The 25,244-nt window shown below is 40.4% G+C and carries 24 protein-coding genes; 20 read left to right on the top strand and 4 right to left on the bottom strand.

Annotated features, from left to right (window positions below; genetic code table 11):
* Window positions 1–167 precede the first annotated feature (167 nt).
* Window positions 168–746: a class I SAM-dependent DNA methyltransferase gene (locus ACXYSM_RS00820; protein ID WP_458634001.1), complete on the bottom strand. Its 579-nt coding sequence runs from the start codon at window positions 744–746 to the stop codon at window positions 168–170.
* Window positions 747–965: 219 nt separating this feature from the next.
* Here ACXYSM_RS00820 and recJ point away from each other — a divergent pair, with 219 nt between their 5' ends.
* The 20 genes from recJ to dnaJ all read left to right on the top strand — a co-directional run bounded on the left by recJ (window position 966) and on the right by dnaJ (window position 23,705).
* Window positions 966–3,185 carry a single-stranded-DNA-specific exonuclease RecJ gene (recJ, locus tag ACXYSM_RS00825; RefSeq protein ID WP_458634002.1) on the top strand — a complete coding sequence of 740 codons (2,220 nt, stop codon included), beginning with the start codon at window positions 966–968 and terminating at the stop codon, window positions 3,183–3,185.
* A gap of 212 nt (window positions 3,186–3,397) precedes the next feature.
* Window positions 3,398–4,054, top strand: coding sequence for a COG3942 and LysM peptidoglycan-binding domain-containing protein (locus ACXYSM_RS00830; protein WP_006147881.1), 657 nt, complete (start codon window positions 3,398–3,400; stop codon window positions 4,052–4,054).
* 324 nt (window positions 4,055–4,378) lie between these two features.
* Window positions 4,379–6,040 (top strand): ribonuclease J, encoded by a 1,662-nt coding sequence (locus ACXYSM_RS00835; RefSeq protein ID WP_458634003.1) that lies wholly within the window; start codon window positions 4,379–4,381, stop codon window positions 6,038–6,040.
* Between the two features lie 68 nt (window positions 6,041–6,108).
* Window positions 6,109–6,888: an alpha/beta hydrolase gene (locus ACXYSM_RS00840; protein ID WP_458634004.1), complete on the top strand. Its 780-nt coding sequence runs from the start codon at window positions 6,109–6,111 to the stop codon at window positions 6,886–6,888.
* A gap of 106 nt (window positions 6,889–6,994) precedes the next feature.
* The gene (locus tag ACXYSM_RS00845) at window positions 6,995–7,696 is read left to right on the top strand and encodes a M57 family metalloprotease (protein WP_458634005.1); all 702 of its coding nucleotides are present in this window, start codon (window positions 6,995–6,997) and stop codon (window positions 7,694–7,696) included.
* Between the two features lie 69 nt (window positions 7,697–7,765).
* Complete coding sequence (uvrC, locus tag ACXYSM_RS00850; RefSeq protein WP_458634006.1) at window positions 7,766–9,592, top strand: excinuclease ABC subunit UvrC; 1,827 nt, start codon at window positions 7,766–7,768, stop codon at window positions 9,590–9,592.
* A gap of 68 nt (window positions 9,593–9,660) precedes the next feature.
* Window positions 9,661–10,611 (top strand): 16S rRNA (cytosine(1402)-N(4))-methyltransferase RsmH, encoded by a 951-nt coding sequence (rsmH, locus tag ACXYSM_RS00855; protein WP_036754792.1) that lies wholly within the window; start codon window positions 9,661–9,663, stop codon window positions 10,609–10,611.
* Between the two features lie 9 nt (window positions 10,612–10,620).
* Window positions 10,621–10,938 (top strand): cell division protein FtsL, encoded by a 318-nt coding sequence (gene ftsL, locus ACXYSM_RS00860; protein WP_458634007.1) that lies wholly within the window; start codon window positions 10,621–10,623, stop codon window positions 10,936–10,938.
* A 3-nt stretch (window positions 10,939–10,941) separates the two neighbouring features.
* Window positions 10,942–13,197: a penicillin-binding protein PBP2X gene (gene pbp2x / locus ACXYSM_RS00865; RefSeq protein WP_458634008.1), complete on the top strand. Its 2,256-nt coding sequence runs from the start codon at window positions 10,942–10,944 to the stop codon at window positions 13,195–13,197.
* A gap of 1 nt (window position 13,198) precedes the next feature.
* Window positions 13,199–14,179: a phospho-N-acetylmuramoyl-pentapeptide-transferase gene (gene mraY / locus ACXYSM_RS00870; protein WP_458634009.1), complete on the top strand. Its 981-nt coding sequence runs from the start codon at window positions 13,199–13,201 to the stop codon at window positions 14,177–14,179.
* A 131-nt stretch (window positions 14,180–14,310) separates the two neighbouring features.
* Window positions 14,311–14,832 (top strand): FUSC family protein, encoded by a 522-nt coding sequence (locus tag ACXYSM_RS00875; RefSeq protein WP_075568048.1) that lies wholly within the window; start codon window positions 14,311–14,313, stop codon window positions 14,830–14,832.
* Between the two features lie 82 nt (window positions 14,833–14,914).
* Window positions 14,915–15,271, top strand: a complete 357-nt coding sequence (gene glnR / locus ACXYSM_RS00880) for a transcriptional repressor GlnR (protein ID WP_458634691.1) — start codon at window positions 14,915–14,917, stop codon at window positions 15,269–15,271.
* 33 nt (window positions 15,272–15,304) lie between these two features.
* Entirely contained in the window at window positions 15,305–16,651 is a 1,347-nt protein-coding gene (gene glnA / locus ACXYSM_RS00885) for a type I glutamate--ammonia ligase (protein WP_458634010.1), read from the top strand.
* Between the two features lie 119 nt (window positions 16,652–16,770).
* Window positions 16,771–17,091: a PadR family transcriptional regulator gene (locus tag ACXYSM_RS00890; RefSeq protein WP_000423982.1), complete on the top strand. Its 321-nt coding sequence runs from the start codon at window positions 16,771–16,773 to the stop codon at window positions 17,089–17,091.
* A complete protein-coding gene (locus ACXYSM_RS00895; RefSeq protein WP_458634011.1) occupies window positions 17,091–17,666 on the top strand; it encodes a DUF2812 domain-containing protein in 576 nt (191 codons plus the stop codon). The genes ACXYSM_RS00890 and ACXYSM_RS00895 overlap by 1 nt, the downstream gene beginning before the upstream one ends.
* Before the next feature lie 21 nt (window positions 17,667–17,687).
* Complete coding sequence (locus ACXYSM_RS00900; RefSeq protein ID WP_458634012.1) at window positions 17,688–18,200, top strand: DUF2812 domain-containing protein; 513 nt, start codon at window positions 17,688–17,690, stop codon at window positions 18,198–18,200.
* A 161-nt stretch (window positions 18,201–18,361) separates the two neighbouring features.
* Window positions 18,362–19,396 carry a heat-inducible transcriptional repressor HrcA gene (gene hrcA, locus ACXYSM_RS00905; RefSeq protein ID WP_458634013.1) on the top strand — a complete coding sequence of 345 codons (1,035 nt, stop codon included), beginning with the start codon at window positions 18,362–18,364 and terminating at the stop codon, window positions 19,394–19,396.
* A gap of 26 nt (window positions 19,397–19,422) precedes the next feature.
* The gene (grpE, locus tag ACXYSM_RS00910) at window positions 19,423–19,938 is read left to right on the top strand and encodes a nucleotide exchange factor GrpE (RefSeq protein ID WP_247912803.1); all 516 of its coding nucleotides are present in this window, start codon (window positions 19,423–19,425) and stop codon (window positions 19,936–19,938) included.
* 261 nt (window positions 19,939–20,199) lie between these two features.
* Window positions 20,200–22,023, top strand: a complete 1,824-nt coding sequence (gene dnaK, locus ACXYSM_RS00915) for a molecular chaperone DnaK (RefSeq protein WP_458634014.1) — start codon at window positions 20,200–20,202, stop codon at window positions 22,021–22,023.
* Window positions 22,024–22,568: 545 nt separating this feature from the next.
* Window positions 22,569–23,705: a molecular chaperone DnaJ gene (dnaJ, locus tag ACXYSM_RS00920; RefSeq protein WP_458634015.1), complete on the top strand. Its 1,137-nt coding sequence runs from the start codon at window positions 22,569–22,571 to the stop codon at window positions 23,703–23,705.
* Between the two features lie 72 nt (window positions 23,706–23,777).
* Here the strand turns inward: dnaJ and ACXYSM_RS00925 are convergent, their stop codons facing one another.
* From ACXYSM_RS00925 to ACXYSM_RS00935, 3 genes are all read right to left on the bottom strand, one after another.
* Entirely contained in the window at window positions 23,778–24,419 is a 642-nt protein-coding gene (locus ACXYSM_RS00925) for a hypothetical protein (RefSeq protein ID WP_458634016.1), read from the bottom strand.
* 84 nt (window positions 24,420–24,503) lie between these two features.
* Complete coding sequence (locus ACXYSM_RS00930) at window positions 24,504–24,791, bottom strand: hypothetical protein (RefSeq protein WP_004251799.1); 288 nt, start codon at window positions 24,789–24,791, stop codon at window positions 24,504–24,506.
* Between the two features lie 9 nt (window positions 24,792–24,800).
* Window positions 24,801–25,211, bottom strand: a complete 411-nt coding sequence (locus ACXYSM_RS00935; protein ID WP_458634017.1) for an HIT family protein — start codon at window positions 25,209–25,211, stop codon at window positions 24,801–24,803.
* Between the last annotated feature and the right edge of the window lie 33 nt (window positions 25,212–25,244).

The raw sequence follows: 25,244 nt of genomic DNA on the forward strand, positions 1-25,244 counted from the left end.
TATGCAAGCGTTTTCCTAGATATTTATTTTATGGTAACAAGAAACTCTCCTTAATGTTTTAAGGAGAGTTTTTATGATTGAAATAGTTGGAAAGAAGTAACCTGAAAAGTTTAATAACTGAAGAAAAAATAAAGTAGAATTCTTTCAGTGCTTGTATTAAGAAGTGATTATTTTATCGCAGATGTAAGAAATAGTTGAGAAGGTTTATCAAGAAAAAGATGCTCGGAACTATAAAGTATTTGTGTCTGAATATCTGAGAAGCCATGATTCTTTAGAATCTCCTCAAGTTCCGAAATCATAAAACCATGTGTTTCTCCATCTGGTACGGTATAATCAGCGATAAATAGTTGACCTCCGGGAGTCAAATGTTCCTGAAACATAGCTAGACTGGAATCAAGTTGAGGCATGTGATGAAGAACACGACTAACGATAATGAGATCGAATGTTTGCTCTAATGGCTTAAGCACTAAGTCTTGTTGAATCAAGTGTAGATTTTCAAGTTTTTGGTTTTTAACCTTGATACGAGCTTGCTCCAGCATTTTTTCTGCGATGTCAACCAAGGTCACTGACTTGGCTTGTTTGGCTAGAGGAAGAGCGATAAGTCCAGTTCCTCCTCCAAAGTCTAGGATTGATTTGGTAGATAGATCAGAGACTTGTTGCTTGATCTCTGCATTTACAAGGTCTGCTAGAAATTGGTTTTTGGGAGAGTCGAAAGATTCTGCTCTATGATTAAAATGATGTTCCATGCCAATAGTGTAGCATAAAGAGAAGATGTTTTAAAATGTTGGCTAGGTCTTGTTGGAAAGGGATAGAGTTATCGACTGGTGTTTAGCTTCTTTTTTAACCTTGATGAGAATAGGAATTTTTTGGGATTTTGATTGAAAGAGTTAAGGAAATAAAGAGGAGAAAAACTTGAAATCATGTTATAATAAAGGGATAGAATCGTAAGAAAGAGTGGATGAATTTTGATTATTCCGACTTATAATTGGCAATTTGCACCTCAAGTTGAGGATGCAGATTTTACAAAAATCGCCAAGAAAGCTGGGCTAGGGCCTGAAGCTGCTCGTTTATTATTTAGCCGTGGTATTAAGGATGGAGATAGTTTGTCTCGTTTTTTGGCACCAAGTCTAGATGATTTACATGATCCCTATCTTCTCCACGATATGGACAAGGCAGTGAATCGTATTCGTCGTGCTATAGAGCAGGGTGAATTTATCCTCGTTTATGGAGACTACGATGCAGATGGGATGACATCAGCTTCTATCCTTAAAGAAACATTAGAACAATTAGGAGCCGAGTGTTTAGTCTATCTTCCTAATCGTTTTACAGATGGTTATGGTCCTAATGCCAGTGTTTACAAGTACTTCATTGAGCAACAAGGGATATCCTTGATTGTAACCGTAGATAATGGAGTTGCAGGTCATGAGGCTATTGACTTGGCTCAATCTATGGGAGTGGATGTTATTGTAACGGATCACCATTCTCTACCGGAGGTCTTACCTGATGCTTATGCAATCGTTCATCCGGAGCATCCTGAAGCAGACTACCCTTTTAAACATTTGGCGGGTTGTGGGGTGGCTTTTAAACTAGCTTGTGCCCTCTTGGAGGAAGTGCAGGTTGAGTTGCTTGATTTGGTTGCTATTGGGACAATTGCTGATATGGTCAGCTTGACAGATGAAAATCGAATCATGGTTCAATACGGTCTAGAAGTTTTACGCAATACCCAGAGACTAGGCCTCCAAGAACTATTTGAAATTGCAGGGATTTCTAGTAGTGACCTTACAGAAGAGACGGTTGGTTTTCAGTTGGCGCCTCGCTTGAATGCCCTAGGGCGCTTGGATGATCCTAATCCTGCTATTGAGTTACTAACTGGCTTTGATGATGAAGAGGTGCGTGAGATTGCCCTCATGATTCAAAATAAAAACGAAGAACGTAAGGAAATTGTTCAGGCTATTTATGAAGAAGCTAAAAGTTTGGTAGACCCTAACAAAAGTGTTCAAGTTTTAGCCAAAGAAGGTTGGAACCCAGGAGTGCTTGGGATTGTAGCTGGGCGCTTGTTGGAAGAATTAGGGCAGACAGTTATTGTTCTGAATATTGAAGATGGCCGTGCCAAGGGGAGTGCTCGAAGTATTGATGCAGTCGATATTTTTGAAGCCTTTAATCCGCATCGGGAACTTTTTATCGCCTTTGGTGGGCATGCAGGCGCTGCAGGTATGACACTTGAAGCGGAGCAGCTAGACGCCTTATCGGAAATTTTAGAAACCTATGTAAAAGACAAAGGGATAGATGCCAAAGGCAAGAATACATTATATCTAGATGAAGAATTAGATTTGGAAAGCCTAAGTTTAGAGACGGTTAAAAGTTTTGAACGATTAGCTCCTTTTGGAATGGATAACCAAAAACCTGTTTTTTATATTCGAGATTTTCAAGTTGAAAATGCTCGTTCTATGGGAGCGAGCGATAGTCATTTGAAATTGAAGATTTCTAAAGGGACCGCGAGTTTTGAGGTAGTAGCTTTTGGTCAAGGATTAAAGGCTACAGAATTTTCTCAGGTAAAACAACTGGAATTGGCAGTTACCCTTTCTGTTAACCAATGGAATGGGCAAACAACCCTCCAGTTGATGATGGTAGATGCCCGTGTGGACGGTGTTCAACTTTTTAACATCCGTAGTAAGAGTGTAGAGCTACCAGAGGGAGTACCTGTCCTAGATTTTACCAGTGATTTATCAGAACTGCTTTCTAGCCCAGCAATCGTTGTAAAAAATATTCCCGAGGATCTCAGTCTTCTCAAACAAGTGCTGCAAGAACAGGATTTCTCTGCTATTTACTTTAAAAATGATATCGCTAAAGCATACTATTTGACAGGTTATGGTACAAGAGAGCAATTCGCTAAGCTTTATAAGACAATCTACCAGTTCCCAGAATTTGATATTCGTTATAAGCTCAAGGACTTATCAGCTTATTTGAAGATAGAACAGATCTTGCTAGTCAAAATGATTCAGATTTTTGAAGAACTTGGTTTTGTTACGATTGAAAATGGTGTAATGAAAGTAAATAAAGATGCTGCCAAGCGGGACATCGCTGAAAGTCAGATTTATCAAAATCTCAAACAAACTGTTAAAGATCAAGAAATGATGGCACTAGGTACGGTGCAGGAAATCTATGACTTTTTAATGGAAAAATAGAAGAAAAGAAGCTGAGGTGAATAATCTCAGTTTTTTGTTGTCTCTTATAATTTTTGAATTATTTGTTCTTTAGAATGTTATGTAGTAAAAGTATACATATTTGTAACATGACTACAACATAATTCTAAAACAACTGACATGTAAATCAGGTATGATTCTCTTGTCAACAAAAAAATTAAAAATAATCAATAAAATTTTAGGAGAAAATTATTATGAAAAAAACAGTTGCTAAACTGACTCTTGGTTTGACGTCCACTGCTATTTTAGCGTCAGTAGGTGCTCAAACTGTTAGTGCATCTTCTTACGTTGTCCAAGACGGAGATTCATTTTTTGCTATTGCCACAGCAAATGGCATGGATCCTTATGAGTTGGCAGCAAATAACGGGAAAAGCATTTTTGATATGATCCACCCAGGGGATGTGCTAGAAGTAAGCGGTCCAGCTCAGGCTACTTATTCATACGGCGCTCCGGCTTCTGAGGCGACTAGTACTTTGAATCCTGCTTCAGATGATGATGTTGTCGTGAATACTCCGACAGACTATGGAAACTCATATCCTGTTGGTCAGTGTACATGGGGCGTGAAAGAATTGGCTCCTTGGGCTAGCAACTGGTGGGGGAATGCTAATACTTGGGCGATTTATGCTAGTGCTCAAGGTTATCGTGTAGGAGATGTTCCAGTAGTAGGCGCAATCGCCGTTTGGGACGGTGGTGAATATGGACACGTTGCTTATGTGACAGATGTACAAAATGAGAATTCTATTCAGGTATTGGAAGCAAACTACAGACGTCAAAAACAAATTGCTAACTATCGTGGTTTCTTTAATCCACATGAATTTTTAGGTAAAGTTACTTACATTTATCCAAACTAAAGATGATTAAAAAGATTTAGAGCTTCTAAATCTTTTTTTTATTTGCGAGTAAGCTCCTTATTACAATTTTTTGCCGAGTAGCTGCTTGTGAAGTAAGGCCCTAGGTCCGTTGGCGGACAGCGATTTCGCAAAGAGAAAACAAAGCAAAGCGATTCGGTTATCAGTGGTGAATGTTCTCTAGTTGAAATCCTATCTTCATTTTGAAAATTAGTAAAAAAATGGTATAATGAGAAGAAAAGATTCGGATAAAAGTAAATTGGACTTTTACAAAAAGAGAGTTGTGAAGACTCTACAAACACGTTATAGTAATACTTCGGAGGGAAAATGACCAATATTAAATTAACAACTTTAGGCGGTGTTCGTGAAAACGGGAAAAACATGTACATCGCAGAAATTAACGATTCAATCTTTGTTTTAGATGCAGGTTTAAAATATCCTGAAAATGAGCAGTTGGGTGTCGATGTCGTTATTCCAAATATGGAATATCTGTTTGAAAATAGCGACCGTATTGCAGGTGTCTTTTTAACGCACGGACATGCGGATGCGATTGGAGCTCTTCCTTATCTCTTGTCAGAAGTGAAAGTTCCTGTTTTTGGTTCAGAGTTGACAATTGAGCTTGCTAAGCTTTTTGTTAAAGGAAATGATAGTGCTAAAAAATTCGATGATTTCCATGTTATTGATGAAAATACAGAAATCGACTTTGGCGGTACGGAGGTTTCCTTCTTCCGCACAACTCACTCTATCCCAGAGAGTCTGGGTGTCGTTTTGAAAACATCTGAAGGAAGTATCGTTTATACAGGGGACTTCAAATTTGACCAAACGGCTAGCGAATCATATGCGACTGACTTTGGTCGTTTAGCAGAAATTGGTCGCGAAGGAGTTTTAGCTCTTCTAAGCGACTCAGCAAACGCAGACAGTAATATTCAAGTGGCCAGCGAAAGTGAAGTTGGTGATGAAATTACGCAAACTATTTCTGACTGGGATGGACGTATCATTGTAGCCGCTGTTGCAAGTAACCTTTCTCGTATTCAGCAAGTCTTTGATGCTGCTGCAGATACAGGACGTCGCGTTGTTTTGACTGGATTTGATATTGAAAATATCGTTCGTACAGCTATTCGCTTGAAAAAATTGTCATTGGCTAACGAAAGTCTCTTGATTAAACCTAAAGATATGACTCGTTTTGAAGACCACGAGTTAATTATCCTTGAAACCGGTCGTATGGGTGAACCGATTAATGGACTCCGTAAAATGTCAATCGGTCGTCACCGCTATGTTGAAATCAAGGATGGAGACTTGGTTTATATCGTTACAACGCCATCAATCGCTAAAGAAGCTGTGATGGCACGTGTAGAAAACATGGTCTACCAAGCAGGTGGTGTCGTTAAGCCGATTACTCAAAGCTTACGTGTATCAGGACATGGGAATGCGCGTGATCTTCAATTGATGATTAATCTTTTACAACCTCAGTATCTCTTCCCGATCCAGGGTGAATACCGTGAGTTGGACGCTCATGCCAAGGCTGCTATGGCTGTTGGGTTGTTGCCAGAACGCATTTTTATCCCGAAAAAGGGCACAACAATGTCTTATGAACATGGGGACTTTGTCCCGTCTGGTGCAGTTGCTGCAGGTGATGTCTTGATTGACGGAAATGCTATCGGGGATGTTGGTAATGTTGTTCTTCGTGACCGTAAGGTCTTGTCAGAAGATGGTATTTTCATCGTGGCTATCACTGTTAACCGTCGTGAAAAGAAAATCATTGCCAAAGCGCGAGTGCATACACGTGGCTTTGTCTACCTCAAGAAGAGTCGAGATATTCTGCGCGAAAGTACAGAGTTGGTGAACCAAACAGTTGAAGACTATCTCCAAGGGGAGGACTTTGACTGGGCTGATCTTAAAGGTAAGGTTCGTGACAATTTGGCTAAATTCCTTTTTGAACAAACGAAACGTCGTCCAGCAATTTTACCAGTAGTCATGGAAGCAAAATAAGGATAAAATAGCAAGAGAGAAAGTCGAGTTTCGGCTTTTTCTTATCTCAAACGAATAAGGAGCAAGTTATGGCAGTAATGAAGATTGAGTATTACTCAGAAGTTTTAGGTATGGAGTGGGGAGTAAATGTACTCTATCCGGATGCATCTCGGGTGACAGAGCCAAACAGTAAAGATATTCCAGTTCTCTATCTTCTTCATGGAATGTCAGGGAACCACAACAGTTGGCTCAAGCGGACCAATGTAGAGCGCTTGCTACGAGGGACTAATCTGATTGTTGTCATGCCCAATACAAACAATGGCTGGTATACAGATACTCAGTATGGCTATAACTATTACACAGCTCTAGCAGAAGAATTGCCTAAGGTGCTCAAACGCTTCTTCCCCAATATGACCAACGAGCGAGAAAAAACCTTCATTGCTGGTTTATCAATGGGTGGCTACGGTTCCTTTAAGTTAGCACTGTCAACTGACCGTTTCTCACATGCCGCTAGCTTTTCTGGGGCGCTTAGCTTCGAGGAGTTTTCTCCTGAGAGTCAAGATTTAGGAACGCGTGCCTACTGGCGAGGTGTTTTTGGCAAAGTTAATGATTGGGTGAATAGCCCTTACTCGCTTGAGACCCTTGCCAAAAAGTCAGACAAGGAGACCAAACTCTGGGTTTGGTGTGGCGAACAAGATTATCTCTATTCTGCCAATAATCTAGCAGTTAAAAATCTTAAAAAACTTGGTTTAGATGTGACTTATAGCCATAGTGCAGGAACCCATGAGTGGTATTATTGGGAAAAGCAATTGGAACGTTTTTTGGCTACACTGCCAATTGATTTTGTGTTGGAAGAACGCTTGTCTTAATTTTAGTTTTCTTTCAGTTTGTTTTAGTATAATTAAGAATCTATCTTTAGAATGGGAATCCATGGCTTAAAGATGGGTTCTTATTTTTTTAGAAAGGTGGGCAATTATGGGCTGGATAATTCGTGTGTTATGTCGATTTTTACTAGGGATTTTGCGTATTTTTTGGCGCCTTGTATGGACACTTATCTTCTTCATTCTCATCACTTTTGGGATTCTCTGGTATGTGACAGGGGATTTGCCTGCTACTTTAAATCAAGTTAGCAAAGTGGTTCAAGTCAGCCAAGCAGGTTGGAATCAATGGCAAGAAACTGGTAAATTACAAGGTTTATCTCAGACAGATCATCATCAAGATTCAGGAGCAAAATGGTCAAAGGCGCAAGCAACTATCTATATTGATCCTCAAATGGATGCCACTTTCCAAAAGGCCTACCTTGAAGCTATTGCTAACTGGAATCAGACTGGCGCCTTTAACTTTGAGCTTGTGACAGAAGCGGATCAGGCCGATATTTTCGCTACTGAAATGAATGATGGTTCGACAGCTGTAGCAGGTGAGGCGGAGAGTCAGACAAATCTCCTAACCAAACAATTCACTTCTGTAACCGTTCGCTTGAATCACTATTATTTATCCAATCCAAACTATGGCTATACCTATGATCGTATCATGCATACAGCAGAGCATGAACTAGGTCATGCTATCGGTTTGGAACACACCAATGAAGTTTCGGTTATGCAACCAGCAGGCTCCTATTATGGAATCCAAGCTCAAGATGTAAAAGAAGTTCAAGAACTGTATGATTCTGGGGAATAAGTGATTTTCTAAGGGAACTGGAGCTCTCTGATTTAAGCAATACAGGGGGCTTTTTGCTATAATGGAATTATGAATAACTTGATTAAATCAAAACTGGAGCTCTTGCCGACTAGCCCTGGTTGTTACATTCACAAAGATAAAAACGGCACTATCATTTATGTAGGAAAGGCTAAAAATCTGCGCAATCGGGTGCGGTCCTACTTCCGTGGGAGCCATGATACCAAGACAGAAGCCCTGGTGTCTGAGATTGTGGATTTTGAGTTTATTGTTACGGAGTCTAATATTGAGGCCCTTCTTTTAGAGATTAATCTCATCAAGGAAAACAAGCCTAAGTACAATATTATGCTCAAGGACGACAAGTCCTATCCTTTTATCAAAATCACCAATGAGCGCTATCCTCGCTTGATTATCACCCGTCAGGTCAAAAAAGACGGAGGTCTCTATTTTGGTCCCTATCCGGATGTGGGGGCAGCCAATGAAATCAAACGGCTATTGGATCGGATTTTCCCTTTTCGCAAGTGTACCAATCCTCCTTCCAAAGTTTGTTTTTATTACCATATCGGCCAGTGTATGGCTCACACGGTTTGTCGAAAGGATGAAGCCTATTTTAAAGCTATGTCTCAAGAAGTCTCTGATTTTCTCAAGGGGCAGGATGACAAAATCATTGATGAACTCAAGAGTAAGATGGCTTTGGCAGCCCAAAGTATGGAATTTGAACGTGCGGCGGAATACCGTGATCTAATCCAGGCCATCGGCACTCTGCGGACTAAGCAACGAGTCATGGCAAAAGATCTTCAAAACCGTGATGTATTTGGTTACTACGTGGATAAGGGTTGGATGTGTGTTCAGGTTTTCTTTGTCCGTCAAGGTAAACTGATTGAACGCGATGTCAATCTCTTCCCTTACTACAACGATCCAGACGAGGATTTCTTGACATATGTGGGACAGTTTTACCAGGAGAAATCTCACCTGATCCCCAATGAAATCCTGATTCCTCAAGATATTGACGAAGAAGCTATCAAGGCTTTGGTGGATACAAAGGTTCTCAAGCCCCAACGAGGGGAGAAGAAGCAACTGGTTAATCTGGCTATCAAAAACGCTCGCGTTAGCTTAGAGCAGAAGTTTAATCTGTTGGAAAAATCAGTTGAAAAGACTCAAGGAGCTATTGAAAATCTTGGGCGACTTCTACAAATTCCAACCCCAGTCCGTATCGAGTCTTTTGATAACTCTAATATTATGGGGACTAGTCCAGTCTCTGCTATGGTTGTTTTTGTCAACGGAAAACCGAGCAAGAAGGATTACCGCAAGTATAAAATCAAGACTGTGGTCGGACCAGATGACTATGCAAGTATGCGAGAGGTCATTCGTAGACGTTATGGACGGGTCCAGCGTGACGGTTTGACACCGCCAGATCTAATCGTCATCGATGGTGGTCAGGGACAAGTTAACATTGCTAAGCAGGTTATTCAAGAAGAGTTAGGCTTAGATATTCCGATCGCAGGACTTCAAAAGAATGATAAGCACCAAACCCATGAATTACTTTTTGGAGATCCGCTTGAGGTGGTAGAGTTGTCTCGCAATTCTCAGGAATTTTTCCTCTTGCAACGCATTCAGGATGAGGTACACCGCTTTGCCATTACATTCCACCGTCAACTCCGTTCTAAAAATTCCTTCTCCTCTCAATTGGATGGGATTGAAGGCTTAGGTCCTAAACGCAAGCAGAATTTGATGAAATATTTCAAATCTCTGACAAAAATCAAGGAAGCTAGCGTGGATGAGATTGTAGAAGTTGGAATACCAAGAGCAGTTGCAGAGGCTGTTCATCGACAGTTAAATCCAGAAGCAGATTCACCGCTAGCTCAAGTAGCTGAGAAACCTCTTGAATATAAAGAATAAAGACGCAGTGGAATGTTTTTGCTTTAGTGAGTGCAAGCTAGTCGGATTTGTGGTAAAATAGATAAGATATGACAAAAGAATTTCATCATGTAACAGTCATGCTCCATGAGACCATTGATATGCTAGATGTGAAGCCTGATGGTATTTACGTTGATGCAACATTGGGTGGGGCAGGCCACAGCGAGTATTTGTTAAGTAAATTAAGCGAGAAAGGGCATCTCTATGCCTTTGACCAAGACCAGAATGCCATTGATAATGCGCAAAAACGTTTGGCTCCCTATATCGAAAAGGGAATGGTCACCTTCATCAAGGATAATTTCCGTCATTTGAAGGACCGCTTACATGACTTGGGTGTGACTGAAATTGATGGAATTTGTTATGATTTAGGTGTGTCAAGCCCGCAGTTGGATCAACGTGAACGTGGTTTTTCCTATAAGAAGGATGCACCGCTGGATATGCGCATGAATCAGGAAGCTAGTTTGACCGCTTATGAAGTCGTTAATCACTACGACTACCATGATTTGGTAAGAATCTTTTTCAAATATGGAGAGGACAAATTTTCCAAACAGATTGCTCGAAAAATTGAACAGGCGCGTGAACAGAAACCGATTGAGACCACGACGGAATTGGCAGAGATTATTAAATCTGCCAAACCGGCAAAGGAGCTCAAGAAAAAAGGCCACCCAGCCAAACAAATTTTCCAAGCTATCCGTATAGAGGTCAATGATGAACTGGGTGCTGCAGATGAATCAATCCAGCAAGCTATGGATATGCTGGCTCTAGATGGCAGAATATCAGTGATTACCTTCCATTCGCTGGAGGACCGCTTGACCAAACAGTTATTTAAGGAAGCTTCCACAGTTGAAGTTCCTAAAGGCTTGCCTTTCATCCCAGACGATCTCAAGCCCAAAATGGAATTGGTATCTCGTAAACCGATTTTACCAAGCAAGGAAGAATTGGAAGCCAATAATCGTTCCCACTCAGCCAAGCTTCGAGTGGCAAGAAAAATTCACAAGTAAGAGGAAATAATGGCAGAAAACAGAGGAACAACGAGCCAATTGCTACAAGCTCGTATAAAAAAATTTTCACGTGTTGAAAAGGCTTTTTACCTTTCAATTGCTATCACAGCCCTTGTCTTGGCAGTTAGTGTTGTTTATATGCAGACTAAGCTTTTGCAGGTCCAAAGGGATTTGACGACTCTCAATACACAGATTGAGGAGAAAAAGACAGAGCTGGATGATGCGAAACAAGAAGTTAATGAATTGATCCGATCAGAACGTTTGACCGGGATTGCAGACTCACAAGACTTGCAATTGAATAATGAAAATATCCGATCGGCGGAGTAGTAAATGAAAAACTGGAAAGAAAGAATTATACACTTTGCCATTAAGAATCGCAAATCTCCCCTTGAAAACCGCAGACGAGTTGGGAAGAGCCTCAGTCTCTTGGCCGTCTTTCTCTTTGCTGTTTTTTTGGTTAACTTTGCGGTAATTATTGGTACAGGCTCAAAATTTGGTGTTGACCTCGTTAAAGAAGCGAAGAGGGTCCATCAAACAACTCGAACAGTCCCTGCTAAAAGAGGGACCATTTATGACCGTAATGGAACACCGATTGCAGAAGATGCAACATCATACAATGTCTATGCGATTATCGATAAGGAATACAAATCCGCAAATGGGAAAATTCTCTATGTAGAGGAATCCCAGTATAATAAAGTTGCGGAAGTCTTCCATAAGTATCTAGATATGGATGAATCCTACGTCAAGGAACAACTTTCTCAACCTAATCTGAAACAGGTTTCCTTCGGTGTCAAGGGAAATGGTATTACTTATGCCAATATGATGTCTATCAAAAAAGACTTGGAGACAGCTAAGGTTGCGGGAGTCGATTTTACAACTAGCCCAAATCGAAGCTATCCAAATGGGAAATTCGCATCGCCTTTCATTGGCTTAGCTCAGCTGCATGAAAACGAGGATGGCTCAAAAAGTCTTGTTGGGACATCTGGTGTTGAGAGTTCCTTGAATAGCTTATTAGCAGGAACAGATGGAATTATCACCTATGAAAAAGACCGTCTAGGGAATATTGTTCCAGGGACTGAGCAAGTTACTCAACAGATCGTAAACGGGAAAGACGTCTATACAACCCTATCTAGTCCTTTACAATCTTTCATGGAAAGTCAAATGGATGCCTTCCAAGAAAAAGTAAAAGGGAAATATATGACTGCGACTTTGGTCAGCGCCAAGACAGGAGAAATTCTGGCTACAACTCAAAGACCAACCTTTGATGCTGATACCAAAGAAGGGATTACAGAGAACTTTGTTTGGCGTGATTTTCTGTATCAAAGTAACTATGAACCAGGATCAACCATGAAGGTAATGACTCTGGCGGCCGCTATTGACAATAATACCTTCCCTGGAGGAGAATATTTCAACAGTAGCGAATTAAAAATTGCTGATGTTACCATCAAGGACTGGGATGTAAATGCTGGGTTAACGAGTGGTGGAATAATGACATACTTGCAAGGTTTTGCCCACTCTAGTAATGTCGGAATGACCTTGTTGGAGCAAAAGATGGGAGATGCAACTTGGTTGGATTACCTCAATCGTTTCAAATTCGGAATTCCAACAAGATTTGGGATGAGTAATGAGTATGGTGGACAATTGCCTGATGACAATATTGTCAATATTGCCATGAGTTCCTTCGGTCAGGGTATTTCTGTAACTCATGTGCAAATGCTCAGAGCTTTTACAGCTATTGCTAATGATGGAGTTATGCTAGAGCCTAAATTTATCAGTGCTTTATATGATCCAAATGATCAAACTGCTCGGAAATCTCAAAAAGAAATTGTGGGAAATCCTGTTTCTAAAGATGCAGCTAGTCTAACTCGGACTAATATGATTTTGGTAGGGACGGATCCGGTTTATGGAACCATGTATAACCACAGCACAGGCAAGCCAACTGTAACTGTTCCGGGGCAAAATGTTGCCCTGAAATCAGGAACAGCTCAGATTGCTGATGAGCAAAATGGAGGATACTTAGTTGGGGAAACCAATCATATCTTTTCTGTAGTAACCATGCATCCTTCTGAAAATCCCGATTTCATCCTCTATGTAACAGTTCAACAACCTCAGCATTATTCTGGGATTCAGTTGGGTGAGTTCGCCAACCCTATCTTGGAGCGTGCTTCTGCGATGAAAGAATCTCTCAATCTTCAATCAACTGCTAAAAGTCTGGATCAGGTTACCACTACGACTAACTATGCTATGCCTTCGACAAAAGACTATAGCCCTGGAGATTTGGCAGAAGAACTACGACGTAACCTTGTTCAACCAATCGTTATCGGTTCAGGAACGAAAATCAAAGAAAGTTCAGCGGCAGAAGGAAGCAATCTAGACGCAAATGAGCAGATCTTACTCCTTTCTGATAAGGTAGAAGAAATGCCTGATTTGTACGGATGGTCTAAGAAGAATGTCGAAACTTTTGCAAAATGGCTGGATATCGAAGTTGAATTTGAAGGTACAGGAGAAACTGTAAAAAAACAAAGTGTTCGTACCAATACAGCTTTAAAAAATATACAGAAAATAAAAATAACTTTAGGAGATTAGAATGCTAGTTTCTATCTTTCCTGGAATCCTTACTTTTGTTCTTACAGTGGTAGGAATTCCAGCTTTTATCCGTTTTTACCGTAAAGCACAAATCACTGGTCAGCAGATGCACGAGGATGTGAAACAGCATCAAGCAAAAGCTGGAACACCAACAATGGGTGGAATTGTTTTCCTTATAGTAGGTGTTTTAGTCAGCTTTATCTTTGCACTTTTAACCAATCAATTGACCAACAATGTTGGAATGATCCTCTTTATTCTCGTTTTGTATGGTTTGGTTGGCTTCTTAGATGATTTCCTCAAGGTTTTCCGTAAAATCAATGAAGGACTCAATCCTAAACAAAAGCTCCTGCTTCAATTAGTAGGAGGAGTTATCTTCTATCTCTTTTATGAAAGAGGAGGGGATGTCTTAAATGTATTTGGGTATCCATTGCACCTAGGCGTTCTTTACATTTTCTTTGCTCTCTTCTGGTTAGTTGGTTTTTCAAATGCTGTTAACTTGACTGACGGAATTGATGGCTTGGCAAGTATCTCAGTAGTGATTAGCCTGTCTGCCTATGGAGTCATTGCTTATGTACAAAACCAATTGGATATTCTCCTAGTGATTCTTGCCATGATTGGTGGTCTTCTTGGTTTCTTTGTCTTTAACCATAAGCCTGCTAAGGTATTCATGGGAGATGTCGGAAGTCTTGCTCTTGGAGGAATGTTGGCCGCTATTTCTATGGCGCTGCACCAAGAATGGACGCTACTCCTGATTGGTATAGTGTATGTTTTTGAAACAACATCTGTCATGATGCAAGTTGCCTATTTTAAGTTGACTGGAGGAAAACGTATCTTCCGGATGACACCAGTTCATCACCATTTTGAGTTGGGTGGATTTTCAGGTAAAGGTCAAGCCTGGAGTGAGTGGAAGGTCGATTTCTTCTTCTGGGGAGTGGGCTTGCTTGCTAGTCTCGTAACCTTGGCTTTCATGTATTTATTCTAAAATAGAATATTAGACTATAAAAGAGAAGGATTTATACCCTTCTCTTTTTTGTTCCTATTTTCTTCAATTGAGGAATCCTTTTCTCAAAAGAGTAAAATTATGATAAAATGGAAAAAAAGAAAGATGAAATGATGAGTTATTTTAAAAAGTATAGATTTGATAAAAGCAAGTTTAAGTTAGGGATGCGCACCTTTAAAACAGGAATCGCTGTTTTTTTGGTCCTCATGATTTTTGGTTTTTTTGGATGGAAGGGACTTCAGATTGGAGCTTTGACAGCCGTTTTTAGCTTGAGAGAAGACTTTGATAAGAGCGTCCACTTTGGGACATCACGTATTTTAGGGAATAGTATCGGTGGTTTTTACGCGCTGATTTTCTTTCTCTTGAACAACTTTTTTCATGGAGCCTTTTGGGTAACTCTCCTTGTGGTTCCGATATGTACCATGTTAACCATCATGACAAATGTTGCTATGAACAATAAGTCAGGAGTTATTGGGGGAGTTGCAGCTATGCTGATTATTACCCTATCAATTCCGAGCGGAGAGACTGTTTTGTACGTGTTTGCTCGAGTTTTTGAGACTTTTATGGGAGTTTTTGTAGCAATTCTAGTCAATTATGATATTGATCGCTTGCGGAGTCTCATACAGAAAAAATAAAATAATGTCACAAGATATGACATTAACAATTGACGATTGATTTTTTTTAGACTATAATAGACAGAAAGAAGAGGAAGTGCACATGAAGGAAAAAGAATTTCGTCGCAATATGGCAGTTTTCCCCATTGGTAGTGTTATGAAGCTGACCGATCTTTCGGCGCGTCAAATTCGTTATTATGAAGATCAGGAGTTGATAAAACCTGATCGAAACGAAGGTAATCGCCGGATGTATTCTTTGAATGACATGGATCGATTGCTTGAGATTAAGGACTATATCTCTGAAGGGTATAATATTGCTGCCATCAAGAAAAAATATGCCGAACGTGAGGCGAAAGCTAAGAAACCAGTCAGTCAAACTGAGGTTCGCCGAGCTCTTCGAAATGAAGTTCTTCAACAAAGTCGCTTTGCTTCTCAACAATCACCTTTTGGTCGCGGTTAGGCACCGCTAGTCGTCTATATAAGGAGAAAAACCATGCCAATCACAGCTGCAGATATTCGTCGTGAAGTTAAGGAAAAAAATGTAACCTTTATCCGCCTTATGTTCTCAGATATTTTGGGAACCATGAAAAACGTCGAAATTCCTGCTACAGATGAACAACTAGACAAGGTCTTGGAAAACAAGGCTATGTTTGATGGATCTTCTATTGAAGGGTTTGTTCGTATCAATGAATCAGATATGTACCTATACCCTGACCTGGACACATGGACTGTCTTCCCTTGGGGAGATGAGAACGGTAGTGTCGCAGGATTGATCTGTGATGTCTATACAACAGAAGGAGAGCCATTTGCTGGTGATCCTCGAAGCAATCTTAAACGAGCTCTTCATCACATGGAGAAAGTTGGATTCAAATCATTCAACCTTGGTCCGGAACCAGAATTCTTCCTATTCAAGCTTGATGAAAATGGAGACCCAACTCTTGAGGTGAATGACAAGGGTGGTTACTTTGATTTGGCGCCTACAGACCTTGCCGATAACACTCGCCGTGAGATCGTTAACGTCTTGACTAAAATGGGATTTGAAGTAGAGGCTAGCCACCACGAAGTTGCTGTAGGTCAACATGAGATTGACTTTAAGTATGATGAAGTTCTTCGTGCTTGTGACAAGATTCAAATCTTTAAACTTGTTGTAAAAACAATTGCGCGTAAACATGGTTTGTATGCAACCTTTATGGCTAAACCTAAATTTGGTATCGCTGGTTCAGGGATGCACTGCAATATGTCCTTGTTTGATGCTGAAGGGAACAACGCCTTCTTTGATCCAAATGATCCAAAAGGAATGCAATTGTCAGAAACAGCCTATCATTTCCTTGGTGGTTTGATTAAGCACGCTTACAATTACACAGCTATTATGAACCCAACAGTAAATTCATACAAACGTTTGGTTCCAGGCTACGAAGCGCCGGTTTACATCGCTTGGGCTGGTCGTAACCGTTCACCGTTGGTGCGCGTTCCTGCTACTCGTGGAATGGGAACACGTTTGGAATTGCGCTCAGTAGACCCAATGGCAAATCCATATATCGCAATGGCTGTTCTTTTGGAAGTTGGTTTGCACGGTATTGAAAACAAAATCGAAGCACCAGCGCCAATCGAAGAAAACATCTATATCATGACTTCAGAAGAGCGTAAAGAGGCTGGAATCACAGACCTTCCATCAACTCTTCACAACGCTTTGAAGGCTATGACAGAAGACGAAGTGGTTAAAGCAGCTCTAGGTGAACACATCTACACTAGCTTCCTTGAAGCTAAACGAATCGAATGGGCAAGCTATGCAACCTTCGTTTCACAATGGGAAATTGATAACTACCTAGATCTATACTAATGATAAATCAGAAAGATTGTCCGTGAGGACGATCTTTTTTTCTTGCAATTTATATCGAGGTGTGATATATTTTATATAACGAGGTGCGATATATCGAACTAAATAGGAGGTCTGATTAAATGGAATTAACAGATAAGATTAGGCGGGTTTATCTTCCTATGACTGAAACGGGTTTTTATATTCTATTCTGTCTGCAGAAGGAAAATCATGGCTATGGTATTACGCAAAAGGTTAAAGAGATGACAGATTCGCAAGTTTCGATTAGTCCTGGGACCATGTATGGAACCCTATCAAAGATGGAAAAGGATGGTTTGGTTTCCTTTGTCCGAGAAGAGGAAAAACGTAAAATCTATCAGATAACAGACTTGGGCCGAAAAGTTTTAGAGATTGAGTTGAAACGTATTGAGCGGCTCTATAGAAACAGTCGGGAGGAGCTTTGATGGAAAAGAAAGTTGTTTATAGAATTGCTACCATTGCGGATTATGATAGAGAAGCTCTCTATCTCGGAGAAATGCATGCTCAGGGCTGGAAACTTAAGGAAGTAAGCTATTCTAACTTAGTAGTTGCGGTTAAGTATACTTTTGAAAAGTGCCAACCGGAGCAGGTGGTTTATCAGTTGGACTTTTATCCTATGAAAAAGTCAGAGAGAGCTTCCTATTTACAACTATTTAAAGATTGTGGCTGGGAGCATATTACAGACTTTAATGGTTTTTCCTACTTTAGAAAGCTTTGTTCTGGAGTTGAGTCGGATGCCGAGTTTGAAATTTATAATGACGCGACCGGGAAGTTAGCAATGGTCAAGAAGATTTTAACAATGCGGATGCTTCCTATTTTGCTCCTCTTTTTAGCGCTACTACCGGTTTTCTCAAAGTTTGTCAGTGGAAGAGGTTATTTCGGTTGGGGAATGTTTTTGATTGTTATCATAGACTGTACTTTATTGATAGTTTTCACGATTCAGATTTCTTATATTTTTTGGAGATTGTTTCAAAAGTGGAAAGAATTATCTGATAAATAAAACCATTTTGGAGGTTAGACAATGAAAAGCAAAGTACAATTTCGAATGTTTACCATTTTTGATTTGGATAAGGTAGAAGATTATTTGCATGAGATGCATTTGAAAGGTTGGAAATTTAAATCGAATCGTTTTGGCTTTTTCTATTTTGAACAATGCCGACCAGATGATGTAATTTACCGTGTGTGGAATACCAGCTACCTTAGAAAAAATGAGGTAGATTTACAAAGTATTAAGGATAGAGGATGGGAATTTGTGGAAAATTGTTCTTATACTGTTTTTAGAAAAGCAACTTGTGATGTAGATTCAAATGATCAATCTTTCATGGACAATCGTCTTCAATGGGCCGATGTGAAATCTAGACTTCGTACATCCATAGTTTCTATCTCTGGCGGTCTAGTTATTTGTATGAGCTTGTTTCGCGAAAGTCTCTCTCAATCTTTCTTCCTTATTTTTGCCCTTTATGCCCTCATGATTTCTTATCTAATTTATAGTTTTTATAGACTTAAAAAGAAATATCTTGAGAATGTAAGATGATTTTCTAGGTCCTCAGACTGATTTTTAGCACTCTTGGTAAAAGAGTGCTAATTTTTTGAGTTTTTGTCTTGACATTCTTTTCTAAGGGTGTATAATAGAATCATAAGTTAGCACTTGGGGGTTACGAGTGCTAAAAAGATCTATCAGAGAGGAGTGACGAGATGGTTACGGAACGTCAGCAGAATATTTTAAATCTGATTATTGACATCTTTACCAAAACGCACGAACCTGTTGGATCCAAAGCCTTGCAAGAGTCTATCAACTCAAGTAGTGCTACCATTCGAAATGATATGGCAGCTCTAGAAAAGCAAGGTTTGCTTGAAAAGGCTCATACTTCCAGTGGTCGGATGCCGAGTGTGGCTGGATTTCAATACTATGTCAAACACTCCCTATCCTTTGACCGTTTAGCTGAAAATCAAGTTTATGAGATTGTAAAAGCCTTTGATCAAGAATTCTTCAAGCTTGAGGATATTCTTCAAGAGGCAACGAAAATTTTGTCAGACTTGAGTGGTTGTACGGTTGTAGCGCTGGATGTAGAACCAAGTAGGCAGAAGCTAACAGCTTTTGATATTGTTGTCCTCGGGCAACATACAGCTCTTGCTGTTTTTACGCTTGATGAGTCTAGAACAGTTACCAGTCAGTTTTTGATTCCGAGAAATTTCTTGCAGGAGGATTTAAATCGCCTCAAGACCATGATTCAAGAACGTTTCCTGGATCAGACTGTTTTGGATATTCACTACAAGATTCGGACAGAGATTCCGCAGATTATCCAACGTTACTTCACAACAACGGATAACGTTATGGATCTTATTGAGCATATCTTCAAAGAAATGTTCAATGAAAATATCGTGGTTTCTGGCAAGGTCAATCTTTTGAATTTCGCTAATTTAGCGGCCTATCAATTTTTTGATCAGCCACAAAAGGTAGCTTTGGAAATTCGAGAGAATCTGATTGGCGACCAGATGCAAAGTGTCCGAGTTGCGGATAGCCAAGAATCTTGTCTTGCTGACTTAGCGGTGATTAGCAGTAAGTTCCTGATTCCCTATCGTGGCTTTGGAATTATTGCGATTATAGGTCCGGTCAATCTGGATTATCAACAATTGGTTAATCAACTTAATGTTGTCAATCGAGTTCTAACCATGAAGTTGACGGATTTTTACCGCTATCTTAGCAGTAATCACTATGAAGTGAATTAAGATTGAAATCATTAAAGGAGGCGAAAATGGCCCAAGATATAAAAAATGAAGAAGTAAAAGAAGAGGAAGTTGTTGAACCAGTAGAAGAAACAACTCCTGAGAAGTCGGAATTGGACTTGGCTAATGAACGTGCCGAGGAGTTTGAAAACAAATATCTTCGTGCCCACGCAGAAATGCAAAACATTCAGCGTCGCGCCAATGAAGAGCGCCAACTCTTGCAACGTTATCGTAGCCAAGATTTAGCAAAAGCAATCTTGCCATCGCTTGATAACCTTGAACGAGCTCTTGCTGTTGAAGGTTTGACAGATGATGTCAAAAAAGGACTAGAAATGGTCCAAGAAAGCTTGATTCACGCTCTGAAAGAAGAAGGAATTGAAGAAATTCCAGCGGACGGAGAATTTGACCATAACTACCATATGGCTATTCAAACAGTTCCAGCAGATGATGAGCATCCGGCAGACACCATCGCACAAGTCTTCCAAAAAGGCTACAAACTCCATGACCGCATCCTACGCCCAGCCATGGTGGTTGTATATAACTAGGCTAGAGAACTTAAAAACCTTGTCCGAAACGACACTAAACTATGAAGAAAGATAAAAAATTATTCAGCTTTACCAATAGTGAGCGAAGCGAACCAAAGGCGGTACTCTTCGCCGTGGCGTTATTTGCGCAAATTTTGAGACCTTAGGCTCAAAGTTTAGTCAAAGAGATTAACGAAGTTAAGCTCTGACGGCGCCGCCACCTAAGAAGAGTATCAAAAAGAAAAATCAAAAATAGAATATAAAATTTAAGGAGAAAAACACATGTCTAAAATTATCGGTATTGACTTAGGTACAACAAACTCAGCAGTTGCAGTTCTTGAAGGAACTGAAAGCAAAATCATCGCAAACCCAGAAGGAAACCGCACAACTCCATCTGTAGTTTCTTTCAAAAACGGTGAAATCATCGTTGGTGACGCTGCAAAACGTCAAGCAGTCACAAACCCAGATACAGTCATCTCTATCAAATCTAAGATGGGAACTTCTGAAAAAGTTTCTGCAAATGGGAAAGAATACACACCACAAGAAATCTCAGCAATGATCCTTCAATACTTGAAAGGTTACGCTGAAGAATACCTTGGTGAAAAAGTAACCAAGGCTGTTATCACAGTTCCAGCTTACTTTAACGATGCTCAACGTCAAGCAACTAAAGACGCTGGGAAAATCGCTGGCCTTGAAGTAGAACGTATCGTCAACGAACCAACTGCAGCAGCTCTTGCTTACGGTTTGGATAAGACTGACAAAGAAGAAAAAATCTTAGTATTCGACCTTGGTGGTGGTACATTCGACGTATCTATCCTTGAATTGGGTGATGGTGTCTTTGATGTATTGGCAACTGCAGGGGACAACAAACTCGGTGGTGACGACTTTGACCAAAAAATCATCGACTACTTAGTAGCAGAATTCAAGAAAGAAAACGGCATCGACTTGTCAGCTGACAAGATGGCTCTTCAACGTTTGAAAGACGCAGCTGAAAAAGCGAAGAAAGACCTTTCTGGAGTGACTTCAACTCAAATCAGCTTGCCATTTATTACTGCTGGTGAGGCTGGACCTCTTCACTTGGAAATGACTTTGACTCGTGCTAAATTCGACGATTTGACTCGTGACCTTGTAGAACGTACAAAAGTTCCAGTTCGTCAAGCTCTTTCAGATGCAGGTTTGAGCTTGTCAGATATTGACGAAGTCATCCTTGTCGGTGGTTCAACTCGTATCCCTGCCGTTGTTGAAGCTGTTAAAGCTGAAACTGGTAAAGAACCAAACAAATCAGTGAATCCTGACGAAGTAGTTGCTATGGGTGCTGCTATCCAAGGTGGTGTCATCACTGGTGATGTGAAAGACGTTGTCCTTCTTGACGTAACACCATTGTCACTTGGTATCGAAACAATGGGTGGTGTCTTCACAAAACTCATCGACCGCAACACTACAATTCCAACTTCTAAATCACAAGTCTTCTCAACTGCAGCAGACAACCAACCAGCCGTTGATATCCACGTTCTTCAAGGTGAACGCCCAATGGCAGCAGATAACAAGACTCTTGGACGCTTCCAATTGACTGACATCCCAGCTGCACCTCGTGGTATCCCACAAATCGAAGTAACCTTTGACATCGACAAGAACGGTATCGTATCTGTTAAGGCTAAAGATCTTGGAACTCAAAAAGAACAAACAATTGTTATCCAATCAAACTCAGGTTTGACAGATGAAGAAATCGACCGTATGATGAAAGATGCAGAAGCTAACGCTGAAGCAGATAAGAAACGTAAAGAAGAAGTTGACCTTCGTAACGAAGTAGACCAAGCTATCTTTGCGACTGAAAAGACAATCAAAGAAACTGAAGGCAAAGGATTCGATGCAGAACGTGATGCTGCACAAGCTGCCCTTGATGATCTTAAGAAAGCTCAAGAAGACAACAACTTGGATGAAATGAAAGCAAAACTTGAAGCATTGAACGAAAAAGCTCAAGGACTTGCGGTTAAACTCTACGAACAAGCCGCAGCAGCGCAACAAGCTCAAGCAGGAGCAGAAGGTGCACAAGCAACAGGAAACGCAGGCGATGACGTCGTAGACGGAGAGTTTACTGAAAAGTAAGATGCAAAGCCCGTTAAAACCTCACAGTGAAAATAGGAAATCTGACGCAGAAACTTTAGTTTCTAGAAAGATTTACACCTAAAGGTAGCCATATCTGTAATTCGCTAAAGCGAAAACAGCTACGTCTCTTTTTCACCAAGAGGTTAGGGCGTGCTCGATTTAGCCGAAACTCAATTCAGCCTTACTAGTTCAAAAATAAAGTATAATCAACTTTGTTTTTGAACATCGTAATGATAAGAAGAAATCCAGAGGTTGCAACCCAGCCTCTGTTTTTCGGTAAAAGGGGACTGAATCTCATTTATTTGGGAATATAAAAGAAAGGAATTGAACCCGACCTAAATCGTGGTTTGATTTACAACATCAATAGAAAGGAACAAAGAGTGTTCGGGGAATTGAACTCGAGCTCTGAAGTTTCTTACTCAATATGAAAGAAAGGAACTGAACCCGACCTAAATTCTCGGAAAAAAGATAAATCTGTCTAGGAGCATCGCTCCTGCATCAGATTTCCTATTTTTCAGTCGAATTTTACGGTCTTGGTATCTTAAATGAACAATACTGAATTTTATGACTGTTTGGGCGTTTCAAAGAATGCATCTCAAGATGAGATCAAGAAAGCCTATCGGAAATTATCTAAAAAATATCACCCAGATATCAATAAAGAGCCTGGTGCTGAGGAAAAGTACAAGGAAGTTCAAGAAGCCTATGAGACTTTGAGCGATGAACAGAAACGGGCTGCCTATGACCAATACGGTGCGGCTGGAGCCAACGGTGGCTTTGGTGGTGCAGGCGGTTTCGGTGGCTTCGATGGTGCAGGCGGTTTTGGTGGATTTGAAGATATCTTCTCAAGTTTTTTCGGTGGAGGCGGTTCTTCTCGCAATCCAAACGCTCCTCGTCAAGGTGATGACCTCCAGTATCGCGTCAATTTGACTTTTGAAGAAGCCATCTTTGGTACTGAAAAAGAAGTCAAATACAATCGTGAATCAAGCTGTCGTACTTGTAACGGATCAGGTGCTAAGCCTGGAACAAGTCCAGTTACTTGTGGACGCTGTCACGGTTCTGGTGTTATCAACGTCGATACTCAAACACCGCTTGGTATGATGCGTCGCCAAGTAACCTGTGATGTCTGTCATGGTCGCGGAAAAGAAATCAAAGATCCATGTACAACATGTCATGGAACAGGTCATGAAAAACAAGCCCACAGTGTCCATGTGAAAATTCCAGCAGGTGTCGAAACTGGTCAACAAATTCGTCTAGCTGGTCAAGGGGAGGCAGGCTTTAACGGTGGTCCTTATGGGGACTTGTATGTAGTAGTTTCTGTAGAAGCAAGCGATAAATTTGAACGTGAAGGAACAACTATTTTCTACAAGTTAAACCTCAATATCGTCCAAGCAACTCTTGGTGATACTGTCGATATCCCAACCGTTCACGGTGATGTTGAATTGGTGATTCCAGAGGGAACTCAAACCGGTAAACGATTCCGTCTACGTGGTAAGGGAGCTCCAAGTCTTCGTGGTGGTGCTGTTGGTGACCAATACGTCACTGTTAATGTCGTGACTCCAACAGGCTTGAACGAACGACAAAAAGCAGCCTTGAAAGAATTCGCAGCTGCAGGTGATTTGAAAGTCAATCCAAAGAAAAAAGGCTTCTTTGACCATATAAAAGATGCCTTTGAGGGTGAATAAAACAAAAAAGAGCCATAAGGCTCTTTTTTTGTTTGTAGTCAGTATCGGAGAAAAGATTCTCTGACTGATCTGTTATTGATATTTTTGAATGAGCAAGCCGGCTTTATCCATTTCCTGGATGAGTTGCTTGAGTTCCGCTTCTTTGCCGGGTTTCACAGTTACGGTATCAATGTGCTTAATCGCCGAATTATCCTGGATATCCACCAAGGTCAACGCTTTTTCATAGAATGCGATCCCCTTTTTCATGCTTTCCGGATCCTTCAAAGTTAGAATTGTGTAAGAAGAATGTGATTTCTTTCCGTTTTCTCGAAAATACTTCTCGCCTTCCTCCTCTAAAAATTGTATTAAACCATGATTGAACAAGTTATCCCCTACTTTATAGTAAGAAATATCTCCTGCCTGTAGGACATAGACTTTGAGTCGGTTTTTAGTGAGGTTTGGACTTTCTTTAAGGACAGGGTGGCTATTGATGACCTCATCTGAGAAAGTCACATAAAAATCCAATCCTCCCCCCTCGTATTGATAGTGTCCATTTGATTCAACTTTCTCAGGAGACAGGTTAAGGGAGATAAAGATTTGTTTTAAGGTTTCATTTCCTTCTCGAATATCACTTGATGAGGCCTTGAAAAGATTGGCCACAAGTAGAAATGCTAGGGTTACAAAAAGACAGAAGCAACCGGAAATAATCAAGATGACTTTTAAAAACTGTTTCATGTTTTAGTCCCTCCCTTTTCTGTTAGGAGCTAGTAATCCAAGATGGATTTAAGGGGATATAAGGAAAGTTGGATGCTTTCTTTTTTAGTTTTCTTCAGTTTCTCGTAGTTCTTTTATCACAGCAAGTCTTGCTTGGAGGTCTTTCTCTAGGACTTTAAATTTGTAAGTGAGGTCTTCTTGATACTCTTTGATGACTTCTTTTTGTTGATTGATAATTTGTAAGCTATTTTGGATAACATCTAAATCACCTTTGATTGCTTCAACGCGATCAGTTGTATCTAAAACTTCTTCGGTGATAACTTCACGATTTTTAACGAGGAGGTAAGATCCGACTGCTGATCCAGCAAAAAGTAGTAAATTTGATAGTTTCATAGGAACTCCTTAAGCGTTTTTGATCGTTTCAGCGACTTGGGCAAGTTTGTCAAAGTCAGGTTCATGGGCAACAAAGTCAATTTTTAGGTCATCCTCGGCACCATAACGAGGAACGAGGTGGACATGGGTATGGAAAACGGTTTGTCCAGCTACCTCTTCGCAGTTGGCGATGATATTCATGCCTTCAGCTTGGGTAGCCTTCATGACCTTTTGAGCAATAACCGGAATCTCTGCAAAGAGTTGGCTAGCGCTCGCAGCATCCATTTCTAAAAGATTACGATGGTGTTCTTTGGGTACGACCAAGGTATGACCAGGTGTTACTTGAGAAATATCAAGAAAGGCAAGGACTTGTTCATCTTCATAAACCTTGGCTGCAGGGATTTCTCCTGCTAAAATCTTACAAAAAATACAATCTGACATAAAAACCACCTCTAGTGTATTGAATTTTGATAT

Source organism: Streptococcus sp. V940 (genome assembly GCF_054353495.1).

Coding starts and splice junctions, on each gene's coding strand:
- mraY (WP_458634009.1), top strand. CDS start 13,199: ATGCTAGTTTCTATCTTTCCTGGAATCCTTACTTTTGTTCTTACAGTG.
- ACXYSM_RS00925 (WP_458634016.1), bottom strand. CDS start 24,419: ATGAAACAGTTTTTAAAAGTCATCTTGATTATTTCCGGTTGCTTCTGT.
- pbp2x (WP_458634008.1), top strand. CDS start 10,942: ATGAAAAACTGGAAAGAAAGAATTATACACTTTGCCATTAAGAATCGC.
- ACXYSM_RS00900 (WP_458634012.1), top strand. CDS start 17,688: ATGAAAAGCAAAGTACAATTTCGAATGTTTACCATTTTTGATTTGGAT.
- ACXYSM_RS00845 (WP_458634005.1), top strand. CDS start 6,995: ATGGGCTGGATAATTCGTGTGTTATGTCGATTTTTACTAGGGATTTTG.
- grpE (WP_247912803.1), top strand. CDS start 19,423: ATGGCCCAAGATATAAAAAATGAAGAAGTAAAAGAAGAGGAAGTTGTT.
- ACXYSM_RS00840 (WP_458634004.1), top strand. CDS start 6,109: ATGGCAGTAATGAAGATTGAGTATTACTCAGAAGTTTTAGGTATGGAG.
- rsmH (WP_036754792.1), top strand. CDS start 9,661: ATGACAAAAGAATTTCATCATGTAACAGTCATGCTCCATGAGACCATT.
- ACXYSM_RS00875 (WP_075568048.1), top strand. CDS start 14,311: ATGAGTTATTTTAAAAAGTATAGATTTGATAAAAGCAAGTTTAAGTTA.
- ACXYSM_RS00935 (WP_458634017.1), bottom strand. CDS start 25,211: ATGTCAGATTGTATTTTTTGTAAGATTTTAGCAGGAGAAATCCCTGCA.
- ftsL (WP_458634007.1), top strand. CDS start 10,621: ATGGCAGAAAACAGAGGAACAACGAGCCAATTGCTACAAGCTCGTATA.
- hrcA (WP_458634013.1), top strand. CDS start 18,362: ATGGTTACGGAACGTCAGCAGAATATTTTAAATCTGATTATTGACATC.
- ACXYSM_RS00895 (WP_458634011.1), top strand. CDS start 17,091: ATGGAAAAGAAAGTTGTTTATAGAATTGCTACCATTGCGGATTATGAT.
- ACXYSM_RS00835 (WP_458634003.1), top strand. CDS start 4,379: ATGACCAATATTAAATTAACAACTTTAGGCGGTGTTCGTGAAAACGGG.
- ACXYSM_RS00820 (WP_458634001.1), bottom strand. CDS start 746: ATGGAACATCATTTTAATCATAGAGCAGAATCTTTCGACTCTCCCAAA.
- glnR (WP_458634691.1), top strand. CDS start 14,915: ATGAAGGAAAAAGAATTTCGTCGCAATATGGCAGTTTTCCCCATTGGT.
- ACXYSM_RS00830 (WP_006147881.1), top strand. CDS start 3,398: ATGAAAAAAACAGTTGCTAAACTGACTCTTGGTTTGACGTCCACTGCT.
- dnaJ (WP_458634015.1), top strand. CDS start 22,569: ATGAACAATACTGAATTTTATGACTGTTTGGGCGTTTCAAAGAATGCA.
- glnA (WP_458634010.1), top strand. CDS start 15,305: ATGCCAATCACAGCTGCAGATATTCGTCGTGAAGTTAAGGAAAAAAAT.
- ACXYSM_RS00890 (WP_000423982.1), top strand. CDS start 16,771: ATGGAATTAACAGATAAGATTAGGCGGGTTTATCTTCCTATGACTGAA.
- ACXYSM_RS00930 (WP_004251799.1), bottom strand. CDS start 24,791: ATGAAACTATCAAATTTACTACTTTTTGCTGGATCAGCAGTCGGATCT.
- dnaK (WP_458634014.1), top strand. CDS start 20,200: ATGTCTAAAATTATCGGTATTGACTTAGGTACAACAAACTCAGCAGTT.
- uvrC (WP_458634006.1), top strand. CDS start 7,766: ATGAATAACTTGATTAAATCAAAACTGGAGCTCTTGCCGACTAGCCCT.